At 37.5% G+C, this 14,017-nt stretch carries 16 protein-coding genes; 10 read left to right on the top strand and 6 right to left on the bottom strand.

The annotated features are described in order from the left end of the window. Positions 1-203 precede the first annotated feature (203 nt). Positions 204-386 carry a YkvS family protein gene (locus ACWPVE_RS01770; RefSeq protein ID WP_453990309.1) on the bottom strand — a complete coding sequence of 61 codons (183 nt, stop codon included), beginning with the start codon at positions 384-386 and terminating at the stop codon, positions 204-206. 253 nt (positions 387-639) lie between these two features. Then, complete coding sequence (locus tag ACWPVE_RS01765; RefSeq protein ID WP_453990307.1) at positions 640-1,263, bottom strand: hypothetical protein; 624 nt, start codon at positions 1,261-1,263, stop codon at positions 640-642. 246 nt (positions 1,264-1,509) lie between these two features. On the opposite strand from ACWPVE_RS01765, the gene ACWPVE_RS01760 reads away from it, so the two are divergent. The 8 genes from ACWPVE_RS01760 (at position 1,510) to ACWPVE_RS01725 (ending at position 9,166) form a co-directional block, all read left to right on the top strand. Then, positions 1,510-1,704 carry a hypothetical protein gene (locus ACWPVE_RS01760; protein ID WP_453990305.1) on the top strand — a complete coding sequence of 65 codons (195 nt, stop codon included), beginning with the start codon at positions 1,510-1,512 and terminating at the stop codon, positions 1,702-1,704. A gap of 92 nt (positions 1,705-1,796) precedes the next feature. Beyond that, positions 1,797-2,249: a MarR family winged helix-turn-helix transcriptional regulator gene (locus ACWPVE_RS01755; protein ID WP_453990303.1), complete on the top strand. Its 453-nt coding sequence runs from the start codon at positions 1,797-1,799 to the stop codon at positions 2,247-2,249. Positions 2,250-2,357: 108 nt separating this feature from the next. Next, complete coding sequence (locus ACWPVE_RS01750; protein ID WP_453990301.1) at positions 2,358-3,101, top strand: GTP cyclohydrolase II; 744 nt, start codon at positions 2,358-2,360, stop codon at positions 3,099-3,101. Between the two features lie 305 nt (positions 3,102-3,406). Next, positions 3,407-3,997 carry a cell wall hydrolase gene (locus ACWPVE_RS01745; protein WP_453990300.1) on the top strand — a complete coding sequence of 197 codons (591 nt, stop codon included), beginning with the start codon at positions 3,407-3,409 and terminating at the stop codon, positions 3,995-3,997. Between the two features lie 92 nt (positions 3,998-4,089). Continuing rightward, a protein-coding gene (locus ACWPVE_RS01740; protein ID WP_453990298.1) for an IS3 family transposase occupies positions 4,090-5,648 on the top strand; the annotation gives its coding sequence in 2 pieces (ribosomal slippage) (positions 4,090-4,723 and positions 4,723-5,648; 1,560 coding nt in all). 163 nt (positions 5,649-5,811) lie between these two features. After that, positions 5,812-6,768: a nucleoside hydrolase gene (locus tag ACWPVE_RS01735; RefSeq protein ID WP_453990296.1), complete on the top strand. Its 957-nt coding sequence runs from the start codon at positions 5,812-5,814 to the stop codon at positions 6,766-6,768. Between the two features lie 198 nt (positions 6,769-6,966). Further along, positions 6,967-7,323: a DUF4257 domain-containing protein gene (locus tag ACWPVE_RS01730; protein WP_453990294.1), complete on the top strand. Its 357-nt coding sequence runs from the start codon at positions 6,967-6,969 to the stop codon at positions 7,321-7,323. A gap of 223 nt (positions 7,324-7,546) precedes the next feature. Further along, positions 7,547-9,166: an ABC-F family ATP-binding cassette domain-containing protein gene (locus ACWPVE_RS01725; RefSeq protein ID WP_453990292.1), complete on the top strand. Its 1,620-nt coding sequence runs from the start codon at positions 7,547-7,549 to the stop codon at positions 9,164-9,166. Between the two features lie 141 nt (positions 9,167-9,307). On the opposite strand, the gene ACWPVE_RS01720 is transcribed toward ACWPVE_RS01725, so the two are convergent. Both ACWPVE_RS01720 and ACWPVE_RS01715 read right to left on the bottom strand, forming a co-directional pair. Beyond that, a complete protein-coding gene (locus tag ACWPVE_RS01720; protein WP_453990289.1) occupies positions 9,308-9,520 on the bottom strand; it encodes a spore germination protein in 213 nt (70 codons plus the stop codon). Between the two features lie 106 nt (positions 9,521-9,626). Then, positions 9,627-9,812 carry a hypothetical protein gene (locus ACWPVE_RS01715; RefSeq protein ID WP_453990287.1) on the bottom strand — a complete coding sequence of 62 codons (186 nt, stop codon included), beginning with the start codon at positions 9,810-9,812 and terminating at the stop codon, positions 9,627-9,629. A 175-nt stretch (positions 9,813-9,987) separates the two neighbouring features. Between ACWPVE_RS01715 and ACWPVE_RS01710 the strand changes: the two genes are divergently transcribed. Then, positions 9,988-10,143 carry a hypothetical protein gene (locus tag ACWPVE_RS01710; RefSeq protein WP_453990285.1) on the top strand — a complete coding sequence of 52 codons (156 nt, stop codon included), beginning with the start codon at positions 9,988-9,990 and terminating at the stop codon, positions 10,141-10,143. A gap of 66 nt (positions 10,144-10,209) precedes the next feature. Here the strand turns inward: ACWPVE_RS01710 and ACWPVE_RS01705 are convergent, their stop codons facing one another. Next, the gene (locus ACWPVE_RS01705; RefSeq protein WP_453990283.1) at positions 10,210-10,404 is read right to left on the bottom strand and encodes a small, acid-soluble spore protein, alpha/beta type; all 195 of its coding nucleotides are present in this window, start codon (positions 10,402-10,404) and stop codon (positions 10,210-10,212) included. A gap of 292 nt (positions 10,405-10,696) precedes the next feature. After that, entirely contained in the window at positions 10,697-11,632 is a 936-nt protein-coding gene (locus tag ACWPVE_RS01700) for a CobW family GTP-binding protein (RefSeq protein ID WP_453990282.1), read from the bottom strand. A 680-nt stretch (positions 11,633-12,312) separates the two neighbouring features. On the opposite strand from ACWPVE_RS01700, the gene abc-f reads away from it, so the two are divergent. Then, a complete protein-coding gene (gene abc-f, locus ACWPVE_RS01695; RefSeq protein WP_453990280.1) occupies positions 12,313-14,001 on the top strand; it encodes a ribosomal protection-like ABC-F family protein in 1,689 nt (562 codons plus the stop codon). Positions 14,002-14,017 lie beyond the last annotated feature (16 nt).

Below are 14,017 nucleotides of genomic sequence, written 5' to 3'. Positions count from 1 at the left end.
AACTTGACTTTGTCTATACTCATTTTTATCGTAAACACGAGTAAGATTCACTTTCCAAGACTGACTTGAAAACGCTTGTCAGACAAGGCGCGCTCACCGATCGAAGACGCGAATAGAAGTTGCCTTCATGAGCGTACGAGTGAGGCTAGCAACGAAGTATGCGAGCGTTTGTCAACAGTCTGAAGGGAGCTAAAATAGCTCCCTTATATGGCTGTTACAATTTTATAATTCTTATGATTAACCACTGTACGACTCTCTAAATCTAGGTCTCTATAATTGGACATAAGGGTTAAGTCTACGATAACAGAGTTCTCGTTTACTTTTTCCACGATCCCTTTTAGTCCATCTTTGAATTCAATAATATCTCCAATTTCCGCAATCTTCATGTCTCTCGCCCTCCATCGTATTCTATGAAATGAAGTTAAATTCTGAAATTTGACTCCATTTCAAAAACCTTTTTTTTATATTTTGCCTTATTTTTACCAAATAGTAAAGCGTTTTCATATCTATTTTTGAAAAAGGTGATAATCATCCATTTCTTTACAGAATACGATACTAGAACTTTATGAGTCCGTAATTAATAGGAGAAATCAAAATGGATTCAATGCAAAAAAGGTGCCTCAGAAGAGACACCCTTTGTTATCGACCCATTCCTGGGCCAAAACCGCCCATCATCCCAGGTCCAGCCATTGGACCGTGATGATGTCCACATCCGCATCCAGGACCATGCGGACCGAAACCCATCATACCTTGGGTAGCACCAGGGCCTTGAGGACCCATCATTTCAGGATTCATCATAGGTCCTTGTGGGCCAAAACCACCCATTGGTCCGACTGCAGGTCCTTGAGGGCCAAATCCTCCCATCATCCCAGGAGCAACATTAGCTCCATGCGGCCCAAGACCGCCCATCATTCCTGGACTAGCCATTGGACCGTGATGATGTCCACAGCCACAACCAGGTCCATGTGGCCCGTGTGGAGCCATCCCAGGAGAATATGGATTAAATCCAGCCGACATCACGCCTTCATTATCGTCGTGGCCACCGCCACATCCACAATCATCTTCCATCATTTGTTGTTGAACAGGATAAGGATAACCAGCTACGCCTCCAGGTGGAAAAGCGCCCCCAGGATAGCCTGCTTGAGGAAAATTCATCCCTTGTGGCATCCCTTGTGGGTCATAACCTAATCCTTGCTGTGAGGGCATACCTTGTTGATTTCCAAGGTTCGGATTCATAAACATTGGATTTTGAGAATTTCTCATAAAATCACCTTTCTTTGTTTTAATTCGGATAGAAGTCTGCAATGTAAATAAAAATAGGAAGATAAAATGAATGATTTTTCATTTTTATTGAAGACTTTATATTTTATTTCGTAATAAATGCCTATTAGACATTTCCACCATATCTTATGTCTATTGATAAATTGTGTGTGAAATCCCAGTATAAATGGGTATTAGCCTTGTTTCTAACGATAAGAAACACTATAATTTAGCCATGAGGTGATACATATGGATGAACAATCAATTCATGATATTTTAAATAAGCTACGTGATGGTGAGATTAGCGAGTATTTAGTGAAAAAAGAGCAATTCCTAGAGTTTCGCAATGTCCTAGTGAAACGGGAAGATTTTAAGCATTTTCGCGGAATCGCTCGTCATGGAGGAGAAGTGCTGTATCAATACATGGAAGTAGCTAGGAGTTAGCAGGACCTATGACTCACTTGAAAGGTTGACAAGGAATACAAAAATTTAGTAAAATTATCTTGAATTCGAGATAACGAAAAAGGGTGGATCATATGGAAACAAAAGAATCAATTGATGTTCCTAACCTCTCCTTAAAATTTTTTGTCATACTATCTAGGGCATTCCGATCAGTAAATGAGCGGGTAGAAGAGGATGTAAAAGGATACGGATTAAATTTAACTGAATTTGCTGTGTTAGAACTTCTTTATCATAAAGGGGACCAACCAATTCAACATATTGGGAAGAAGGTCTTGTTATCGAGTGGAAGTATAACATATGTTGTGGATAAACTCGAAAAAAAGAATTACCTTATGCGCAAACCTTGTCCTAAGGACCGACGTGTTACTTGGGCATCCATTACTGAAGAAGGTAAACAATTTATGGATTCCATTTTTCCAAAGCATCAACAATCCATTGAAGAAATCGTTGGTGGTATAACTGATGCTGAAAAAGAGGAAATGATGGTCTTATTGAAAAAGCTGGGGTATCATGCTGAAAAGATATAGATAGAGTTTTTTCTTAAAAAGGATGACAGTGTCAATTGCTTGACCTCCCTTTTTAAAAAATACTATACTTTCAAAAACAGAGAGTTCAGTAAGAAAGGGAGAAAAGAAATGGTTACAGAAAAGGCAAAGGGCCTTCTTTTAAATAAAATGAAATTGATTCAAAAGCCTGGTGAGCAGGATATCTGTTTAGTTGGGCCGGTAACTTTACCTGTTCAATTAGATGATCAAGTCGTGACGTTTAAATGGTATACATGGTTACGTGTTGAAGGTGAAATGAGTAAAGAGGAACTATTAGATTCAATGGCTCATATGCCTTTAGCAGAAATGCAACAATCATCTGTCCTTGTATACGGTGATTTTGATACGGAAAATGAAGCATTAATTAGGATGCACAGTATTTGTCATACAGGCGATATTTTTGGAAGTAAACGTTGTGATTGTGGTTTCCAATTGCGTGAATCCATGAGAATGATTGTGTCAAATGGCTGTGGCGCTCTCTTTTATTTAGCCAATCATGAGGGACGTGGAATTGGATTATTTTCAAAATCCCTAGCGTACATTCTTCAAGAAGAAGGGTTTGATACCGTAGAAGCAAATCTTGAACTTGGCTTTAAGGATGATAGCCGCAACTATGAGGATGCTATTCGTGTACTAACTGAGTTACGTGCTAAGCCAGTAACATTGATTACAAATAATCCAAAAAAATTAGCCGCGTTACAAGAACATGGCCTATTATCTGACACACATATCCCATTATGGGGAGACATCTCTGACTACAATAAAAAATATTTGGAGACAAAGGTGCAAAAATCAGGTCATATCTCGACCGCTGAAAAAGTGGCAATGATTTAGTTGAAACAAACATGGTAAGCCGTATGATCGTGGCTTACCTTTTTTTGTTCGTTTATGAATCCCCGTAATAGGAAGAAAATCTCTATTACATGATTGAGATGTTTGTAAAATTCACCCCGTAATTTGCCTTTATATCCAGTATTTAGGGGAAAATAAAAGGCAGGTCAATTTTTCCATATAGAATGTAAATTGAGGTGTCATAAAGACTCTCGTAATCTACCAATTATTGGACAATGAAACGAAATATTACAGCTGTTACTCTTCTAGTAGACTAAAAAACAACGACTACTAGGAGGACGTACAAGATGAAAAACATGAAGAAGATTGGAATTGCAACAGCATTAGCATTTACATTATTAGGAACTAGCGTGAGTGCATCGGCAGCAACTCACACTGTTGAAAAAGGCGATACATTCTGGAATTTAGGTATGGAGTATGGTGTGTCTGTATTGGATTTAAAGGAAGTAAACAATCGAACAAGTGATGTGATTTATCCAGGAGAAGAACTTGAAATTCCTGAATCAATATCAAAAGAAGAAAAAGAATTGCTCGCTAGACTTGTGCACGCAGAAAGCAAGGGTGAGCCATACGCAGGAAAGGTAGCTGTGGCTACAGTGGTATTAAACCGTGTAGATTCACCTGATTTTCCAAATTCGATTAAAGAGGTAATCTATGAGAAAGCAGCAGGTGGCTCATATGCATTTAGCCCTGTATTAGACGGTTCAATTAACCAACCAGCTGATGATGAAGCCAAACGAGCTGTAGACGAGGCTCTTACTTTCCGTGGTCAAGGAAAAGGATCATTGTTCTTCTTTAATCCAGATAAGACATCAAATGAATTCATGTTCTCAAGAGAAGTAACAACTGTTATTGGGAATCATCGTTTTGCAAAATAACTCACGTTAGAAACACTCACTATTTGATATGCTCCCCTTAAAGTAGACAGGTTAAAAAATAAAAATCTGCTTATTTTAGGGGGAGTATTTTTATGTCCAAAAGAGCACGTTCTTTAGAAGAAAAGTTTAAGGTAATCAAAGCCTTAGAAAATGGTACTCATTCATTGGCCGAATTAGAATCCATTTATAATGTGCAACATACATCCATTTATGATTGGATATACAAATATGAAAAGTATGGGATCGAAGGGTTAAAAGAGTCATCGTCCTGGAGGAAATATTCGAAGGAACTTAAATTGAAAGCCGTTAAGGATTATTTAAGTGGGGACTACTCTCTTCGAGAAGTTACAAGAAAATATGAAATTCCGAGTGATTCCACTCTTCGTCAGTGGCTAAAGAAGTATAATGGTCATAGAGAATTAAATGATACGGGAAAAAGGAGATCAGGCTCTATGACTAAAGGAAGAAAGACAACTTGGAAGGAACGAATTGAGATTGTACAAGATGCTTTGGCGAATGAAAAGAATTACCATCAAACTGCCGAGGATCATAAAGTATCTTATCAACAGATATATCAATGGGTACGTAAATATGAAGCTGGTGGATGGGATGCCTTAAAGGACCGACGAGGACGAACCAAGAGTGAAGAAGAGTTAACTTCAGAAGAAAAAATGAAGTTAGAGATGCGTCGAATCGAAAAAGAGAATGAGCGTTTACGTGCAGAAAATGCTTTCTTAAAAAAGTTAGAGGAGATCGAAAGGAGGCAAAAATAAACCAAGTAAGATATGAAGATAAGTATGTGGCAATCAAGGAACTTTATGAGAATGAAAATCTAAGTATCGTTTTACTGTGCGATATCGCAGGAGTTTCACGTGCTGGCTATTATAAATGGTTGAAACGTCAGCCTTCTACCCGAGAACTGGAGAACATAAAAATCGTAAAGGAAATGAAGAATCTTCATAAAAAAGTGGAGGGCATCTATGGATATCGTCGAATGACCTTAAATATCAATAGATTATTTAATCATAAATATAATCATAAACGTATCTTTAGACTTATGAATATTACAGGAATTCAATCTGTGATACGGAGGAAGAGACCGCAATATCAGCGATCCACCCCACAACACATTACAGATAATGTATTGAATCGTGAATTTACAGCTGAAAAGCCAAATGAGAAATGGGTAACGGACGTTACCGAGTTCAAATATGGTTCATCACGTAAGGCTTATTTAAGTGCCATTTTGGATTTGTATGATGGTTCGATTATTAGCTATGTTTTAGGACATTCCAATAATAATAAACTTGTATTTAAAACCCTTGATGAAGCACTTGGTCAATTAAATGGGGAACATCCACTGATCCATAGTGACCGTGGATTCCAGTACACTTCTCATGGGTTTAAAAGAAGGCTGGATCAAACAGGAATGACACATAGTATGTCTCGTGTAGGAAAATGTATTGATAATGGACCAATGGAGTCGTTTTGGGGAACCCTCAAATGCGAGAAGTATTATTTACATAGGTATGAGACATTTGAAGATCTTTCGAAAGCAATTGATGAGTACATCTACTTCTATAATTATGAAAGATATCAAGAAAGACTAAACGGCCTTAGCCCTGTTGAATACAGAGCTAAAGCCGCTTAAGATGCATTTTATTATTTCCACTGTCTACTTGACAGGGGGCAGTTCAATTTAGTGGGTGTTTTTTCGCATTTATGCTGTGGAGCTAACGAAGTGGGTATGTGAGAATTATTTTTCTCATATATTGAGTTAGGATATGAAAAAAATGGGAGGAGAGGGACGAAAGATGACAGTAAAAGTACTCTTTTTTGGGGACCCAGGAATAGATGACTCCCTTGCCATCATGTACGGATTACTCAATCCAAAACTTGAAATTGTTGGGATTGTTCCAAGCTATGGGAATGTGACACAAGAACAAGCGATCCAAAATGTAGGCTATTTAATGTCATTGGCTGACAAAACAGATATCCCAATTATTGCAGGTGCAACTGGACCGCTGTCTGGGGAATTCATTCCTTTTTATCCAGAAATACATGGGGAAGAAGGACTCGGACCAATTCAACCTCCTGAAACATTGCAGACGACAGAGTTATTAAATTTTGACGAAATCTTTACGATTATTGAACGCTATGAAAATGAAATCTATATTGTCGATGTCGGAAGGTCCACATCCCTTGCCATTGCCTTTAACCTAGGTGGGGAAATTATGGAAAAAGTAAAAGGCTATTATATTATGGGAGGTGCTTTCCTAGTACCTGGTAATGTGACACCAGTAGCTGAAGCGAACTTTTACGGAGATCCTATCGCATCAAATTATGTCGTGGAACATGCAAAGAATCTTTCCATATTCCCACTTAACATTACTTCTGAAGCACTCTTGACTCCAGATATGGTAGATCAAATCGAAAAAGCAGGAACCAAAAATCCTTATCGAAATTTAATCAGACCTATTTTTGAGTATTATTTTGAAGCGTATAAGAAAAATGAACCTGGGATCCAAGGGACACCACTTCATGACGTCGTTGCATTAAGTGCGCTTGTAAATCCATCCATTGTCCAATATGCAAGACGTAGAGTAGAAGTCGAGACATTTGGAACAACAAAAGGACAAAGTATTGCTGATTTTCGTCCGAAGCCAGAGGATGAGCCGGTCGAGACATTAGACCGTATAGCATTACGTTTTAATTATAAAAAATTCAGGGCTGATTTTATGCAAGTAATGACTCTGGGAGAAGTAGAGTAGGTCATTTTAAACAGTCCATTTCACTTCGAATCGATCACTGGAAGAAAATAGTAATTTCGTACCATCGTTATATTTCAAATATTCCGAATATATACCCAAGCTTTCTTATACACTTTTGGCATATAATGTGTATAAGGAAGCTTCTGTTTGTTGCCTAAGGTCAAGTATTACAAAATCTGGACTTTAGGGGGTGAAAACATGTTGCTACATTTCATACTCGCAATCTTTATTGGTGGTTCGATGGGTTTGTTAGGACATGCTAAAAAAAGGGGGAAAATCGAAAAACCACGTATGACAAAGCGTTTTATTTATCTAGGCTTTATAGAAGAGATGATTATCGGAATAATTGCAGCAGTTTTAGTTGTCGCTTCAAGTGACACAGACTCCATGTTAAGAGTGGTGTTCCTCTCTATTTTAGCAGGTTACGGGGGAGATAAGGTTATGCAAGGATTTGTATTAATCAGACAGGTTGATAGACATGACATATCATTGCAGCAAAAAAATCTAGAACAGGAGAACAATAAGAAGAATGATAAGAAGAATGATGCCATGTAAAATGAACCGGGTTAAAAAAGAGAAACAGGATTTATGTTGATGACTCTATTTACAGGGAACTGTAGAAAGAGTCATTTTTAATTTTTACCAAAGAATAGAAGAACTAGTAGGTAAAGTCTTTTGTGCAATATCATTGTGACGTAAACATAGGGAAAAAGTAGAGATGTTCCTAGCAAAATGGTATAATCAGTAGCAATGACATGAAATGGAGGATTTACACTGCATGATAACAGTAACTAACGTAAGTTTGCGTTTTGGTGATCGCAAGCTTTTTGAAGATGTTAATATAAAGTTTACACCCGGAAATTGTTATGGCCTTATTGGAGCAAATGGGGCTGGAAAATCGACGTTCCTAAAGATTCTTTCTGGAGAAATTGAGCCACAAACTGGCGACGTGCACATGACACCAGGTGAGCGCCTAGCAATCTTAAAACAAAACCACTTCGAATATGAAGAGCATGAAGTTCTTAAAGTAGTCATCATGGGACACTCCCGTTTATATGAAGTAATGCAGGAGAAAGACGCGATTTACATGAAGCCAGATTTCTCAGATGAGGATGGCATGAGAGCTGCTGAACTAGAAGGTGAATTTGCTGAATTAAATGGATGGGAAGCAGAATCAGAAGCTGCAATCCTATTAAAAGGTTTGGGGATCCCAGAAGAACTTCATTCGAAAAAAATGGCTGAGTTAACGGGTTCTGAAAAGGTAAAAGTATTATTAGCACAAGCATTATTTGGAAAGCCAGATGTCCTCTTACTGGACGAGCCTACGAATAACTTGGATTTAAAAGCGATTCAATGGTTAGAAGAATTCTTAATTAACTTCGAAAATACAGTCATTGTTGTATCCCATGACCGTCATTTCTTAAATAAAGTATGTACACACATGGCAGACCTTGATTATGGAAAAATCCAAATCTATGTAGGTAACTATGATTTCTGGTACGAGTCTAGCCAGCTTGCTCAAAAGATGGCACAAGATGCTAACAGAAAGAAAGAAGAGAAAATTAAAGAACTACAGGCTTTCGTTGCACGCTTTAGTGCCAATGCATCCAAATCTAAGCAAGCGACATCCCGTAAGAAGCTATTAGAGAAAATTACACTTGATGATATTAAACCATCTTCTCGTCGTTATCCTTTCGTAGGATTTACCCCAGAGCGTGAAATAGGAAATGATCTATTACGTGTTGAGGGACTTTCAAAAACAATTGACGGTGTTAAGGTGCTTGATAATGTGAGCTTTATCATGAAAAAAGGTGACAAGCTTGCATTTGTTGGAAAAAATGAAATTGCCATTACAACATTATTTAAAATTTTAATGGGTGAAATGGAAGCAGATAGTGGTACGTACAAATGGGGAATTACCACATCACAAGCATACTTCCCTAAAGACAACTCGAAGTATTTCAGTGGTGATGAAGAAACGCTTGTGGACTGGCTTCGTCAGTTTTCACCACAGGATCAAAGCGAAAGCTTCCTTCGCGGCTTCTTAGGAAGAATGCTTTTCTCAGGTGAAGAAGTCTTGAAAAAGCCGAGCGTTCTTTCTGGAGGAGAGAAAGTTCGTTGTATGCTATCTAAAATGATGCTAAGTGGAGCAAACGTGTTATTACTTGATGACCCAACAAACCACTTAGACCTTGAGTCTATTACAGCGCTAAACAATGGGTTAATAGCATTTAAGGGTTCTATCTTATTCACATCTCATGACCATCAATTTGTACAAACCATTGCAAACCGCATCATCGAAATCACACCAAATGGTCTGGTTGATAAACAAATGACCTATGATGAATATTTAGAAGATGCAGAGCTGCAAAAACAAATCGAGGCAATGTACGCATAATAGAACAGTGTTAGGTGCACAGCATTCGAACAAATGAGGCGGCAATGAATGGTGTTAATAAGTTAGCTAAGTTCGTGAAACTGCCTAATTAAAAAGGAGTGACAATGGTCAAAAACGACTTATTGTCACTCTTTTTTACGTCTACAACATCGTATTTAGATCGGAAAGATCTGGATCAAGTGTATTGGATTTACTTACGAGATTATTGTTTGTAATATAAATGCCTGTATTGAATGAACCTGAACCCGTGATGATTTTACTCGCTGATGTTGGAGAGACGTAAAAGGAATTACCCGTAACGATAACTCCTTCATTACTATTGATTTCAATTGGACCTAAAAAGATAGACGCCATATGCTTACACCTACCCTATAATAAATGACTAGTACTAGCATATGGCTTTCTAGGAAATGTGAAAGGTACAAACCCCTAAAAAGGTAGGATTTTTTCCCCAAGTAGATTATTTACCAATTAAAGCTAAAATTCCTTTGAAAATGAGAACGAATGAAAACACAATAATTGTAAGGACTCCCACTACATTAAATACTGGGTGTAAACTGTTTAAAATGCTATCATATTCGGTTACTTTAATAAGTGCAAATCCAGCTAAAATACATGCTAAAAACAAGATAGAAAGTTTATCCAACAAAATCCCCTCCTTACTACACTTTATGTCCTACAAAGATGAAAGTGATGGGAAAAAATAGGGTTTTTGCATCATTTTAAAACAAATCGGAATATAAACGTATTCGGTGAATAGAATGGTTTTGTCGGGAAAAAAGGGAACATATACAAGTTTTAAAAATGATAGGGTGGGAAAGATGGTATTAATTAAAAATTGTATCATTGTACTTTTATTTGCATTGCTAGTGGTCGGAATGATTTTAATCGGGGTAAGATCGATTGAGGCCAAGGAAAGCTCAACTGTGATGAAGACAACAGGGGAAATATATGATGAAAAGGCCATTCATTTCTAGATGGAATGCTGGCTTTTTGTATTTGTAAACAAAAAGGAGACCCGTTAAGGGCCTCCAAACGAATAGTTATTGTTGTGAACCATTTTTTAACTGTTGCTGGCCCATTGCAACAAGGCGTTTCGTCATTTCGCCTCCAACAGACCCATTCGCGCGTGCGGTCGTATCTGCACCAAGCTGAACTCCAAACTCATTGGCGATTTCTTCTTTCATCTGATTGAGAGCATTTTCGCTACCAGGAACCAATAGTTTGTTTCTTGCCATGATACATCACTCCCGACTCATTTTTTTTGAGTAACCAAACGATTACTCAATCTTAAATTACCACATAATGTGGAAATGATGCTTGGGAATTCGGACCAAACGCTGAGAGTTACAAAGAAGAAAATTTCGTACTCATCAAGTTAGGGATGAAAGGAATTAGCATAAGGGGATAAAATAGGTTCAAGGATGAAAAAATGGAAATTGTGGACAAGCAAAAGTAATTAATACGTGCATGTAAAAAAACTGCGGATTAGTAATAGCATTCACTAGTCCGCGGTTTTTAAAAACTAAATTATCCAGTCTTCTTACTTTCTTCTTCTATTTTCTCCATTTCAGCCTTCATCCAATTTGGATCGATTTGTTCACCAATAAAAACCAAGGTAGTCTTGTAATTCATGAGCTCTTTCATGTAAATGGGTGTTCCATAGGAGTATTGGAATAAATATGTGTTAGCTGAATGGGTAAACTTTAAATAGCCTTTAATTCGATAAATGGTGTCAGGCATTTTCCTGAGCCAATCCTCGAACAAATCCACATTAAGTGGGTTTGAAAACGTGTGAACATACGTTTTTAACTTCAAATCGAGATGAACATGGGTACGCTCATGTGACTTGCGATCTGCTTTTGTTATTTTCCTGAGATCATTCAGTTTCACAGCTGCGTGCTTGGTCAATAAACATTTTGCTTCATTGTTAATGGATTGAATTTCAAAAAGAATTTGTCCTTGTTCCATTTCTGACAGTTGGTCAATTTTATTAAGTAACAATACATCTGCATGACGAACCTGTTCACGCAACAGCATTTGCAATTGTGCGCTTAAAGAATTTCTTTCCTTCCAACGATTCACATCAATAAGTGTGACAATCGATTGGACAAATAATTGTGAAGCGAAAAGTGGAGACATACATGCATCCAACACTTCTATTGGATGGGCAACACCTGTGGTTTCAATATAAATCGCATCCAGATCATGTTCCTGTAAGAGACCTTGAAGATGTACCTCAAGCTGACCTTGGATGGTACAACAAACACAGCCGTTCAACAATTCCTTAAGTGGGGTATTCTCTGATACCGCATTTGAATCGATTGAAACTTGACCTAATTCATTCATCACAACCGCTACTTTCCGACCCAATTCTTTTTCTTGGGTAAGAATATTTTGTAATAAAGTGGTTTTGCCACTACCTAAAAATCCAGATAAAATAAAAACTTCAACTTTTTTTTCCATAGAAACGCCTCATTCTTTTCATATACTATCCCTTATTATATCGGAAAAAAGCTTATAAGAAAAAGGTTTGAAGCAAAATGTAAGATGGGTTTGACAAACAAAGCCATGGCCATTTATAGTAGAATTAACAAATACGAAGGGAATGGTAAGGGGCAATGGATAACTAATCTTATTTTCGTACCAATTTTTCAAAAAGAAGATTATGTTCAAAATGAGGATGAAAACAGTATGTCGCCAAATAACGTACTATTGTTTTGCGTTGTTTGCACTAGAATCCTAAGCGTCGAAATCAATGGTGGTGCAGATTCACGCACCAGAGCGTATGTTATTTAAACGTGTGAAACGCCATTTTCGGCCAAGTTTTGAACAACCTTACATGAAAAATTTGTATCTAGAGAATAGGATTCGTATGCCCATTTCCATGTCCAATTGTGATTCATACAATGGTATGCTCTCCCTGTTTTAACGAGCATTAAATCCCGCATTAAGGGGATAACTGTACGTTAAATAGTGATTAGTAGAACAAAGATGAAAACCTAAGTGATGTCTTTGTGATCTACTTCCTGTGGGGTGCAAGCAAACAATCAGTGAGGATGAAAGAGTCCTGCTGTTTGATGTTTCACTAAATTTGCGTTGGGAACATTACGTCCTCTCTAGATACAGCCTAGGGAGGTTTTTTTATGGAGATTTTAAAGCTGAGCGGAATTCAAAAAAGCTACGGTGATAAGACGATTTTAAAAGATATTGCATTTACTGTTCAAATTGGGGACCGAATTGGAATCGTAGGAAATAATGGAGCAGGGAAAACAACGGTAGCGAATATTTTGACAGGTGAAATTGAAATGGACAAAGGAATGATTGAGTTTCCTTCTGGGGACATTTCAATTGGGTATGTGAAACAAGCTGCTGAAGGATCACTGGATGTCATTGAGGAGGTAGCCCAATCTGGAGAAACATTAGAACAAACAAGTCAACTTGGATTAATGAAAGTACACACATGGGATCGTGAAAGAGCGGCCCATTTAAGTGGAGGAGAGAAAACTAAGCTTTCCTTAGCAAGTGTATGGTCATCTCCATGCGAACTGTTATTACTTGACGAACCGACCAATCATCTTGATTTTAATGGAGTAGAATGGCTCATTGGGGAAATGGCCACTTACCCCGGGACTATCATTGTGATTTCACATGATCGTTATTTTCTTGATCAAACCGTGAGCCAAATCATTGAGATTGAAGACGGAGTGTCTTCTATCTATAAGGGGAATTATACGGATTATTACGAGGAAAAGGAAAGACAATACCAAAGTCAGTTGCATCGCTTTGAGTTACAGCAAAGGAAAAAAGAGAAAATTGAAAGTCAATTGAACCAATTGCATAATTGGTCAGATAAAGCACATCGACAGTCAACAAAACAAGATGGATTTAAGGAATTCTACCGCGTGAAAGCAAAGAAAATGGATAAACAAATAAAGTCGAAAAAGAAAAGACTTGAAAAAGAGTTGGCCAAAAACAAAATCGACAAACCAAAAGAAAGAGAAGAACTTCAGTTTCATTTCAAGCAAAATAAGAAGAGAGGTAAACGAATTGTTGAAGTGAAGAATGGAGAAATGGGATTCGGAAACAGAATCTTGTTTCAAAATAGCCATTTTTATGTGAAATATGCAGAAAAAATTGGGGTTCTTGGGGAAAATGGTTGTGGGAAGACGACTTTACTGCGGATCTTAATGGGAGAATTACAGCTTTCGAATGGAGAAGTTTGGAAAAGTGATTCTTTGAAAGTTGGATATCTATCCCAAGATATAACCGATTTAAATGAAGAAAAAACAATTCTCGAGTATCTGGGGCTAACCGTAAAAGACGAATTGAGTGAGGCGAGAACCATTCTTGCAAATATTGGATTTAATGCTGATAAAATCAAACAACCGATTTCGTCGTTAAGTCTGGGAGAACGTACAAGGATTAAGCTTGTAAAACTATTATTAGATGAAATTGACTTATTGATTTTAGACGAACCGACAAATCATCTTGATCTTGCAAGTCGAGAATCACTTGAGAAAATGCTCCAATCCTTTGAAGGCACTATACTGGTTGTATCTCATGACCACTACTTTCTCGAAAAGATGTGTGACAAACTGCTTGTATTTGAAGATCACGTCATTAGAAGGGTCGAAATGGGGCTGACAGAATATCTACAAAAAGATCAGCAAGAGCCTGTGAAAAATCACAATTTGGAAGAGGAAAAACTTTTAATCGATAATGAAATAAGCGCAACTATCGGTCAATTGTCTTTGTTGTCAAAGGATGATCCGAAGTACGAAGAGTTAGACAAAAAATTACTTGAATTGATGAAAAAGAAGAGAGAGTTATAAAGAAAAAAGTTCAGTG

The organism is Bacillus nitroreducens (assembly GCF_964021195.1).
This window is presented reverse-complemented; position numbering and strand designations above follow the sequence as displayed.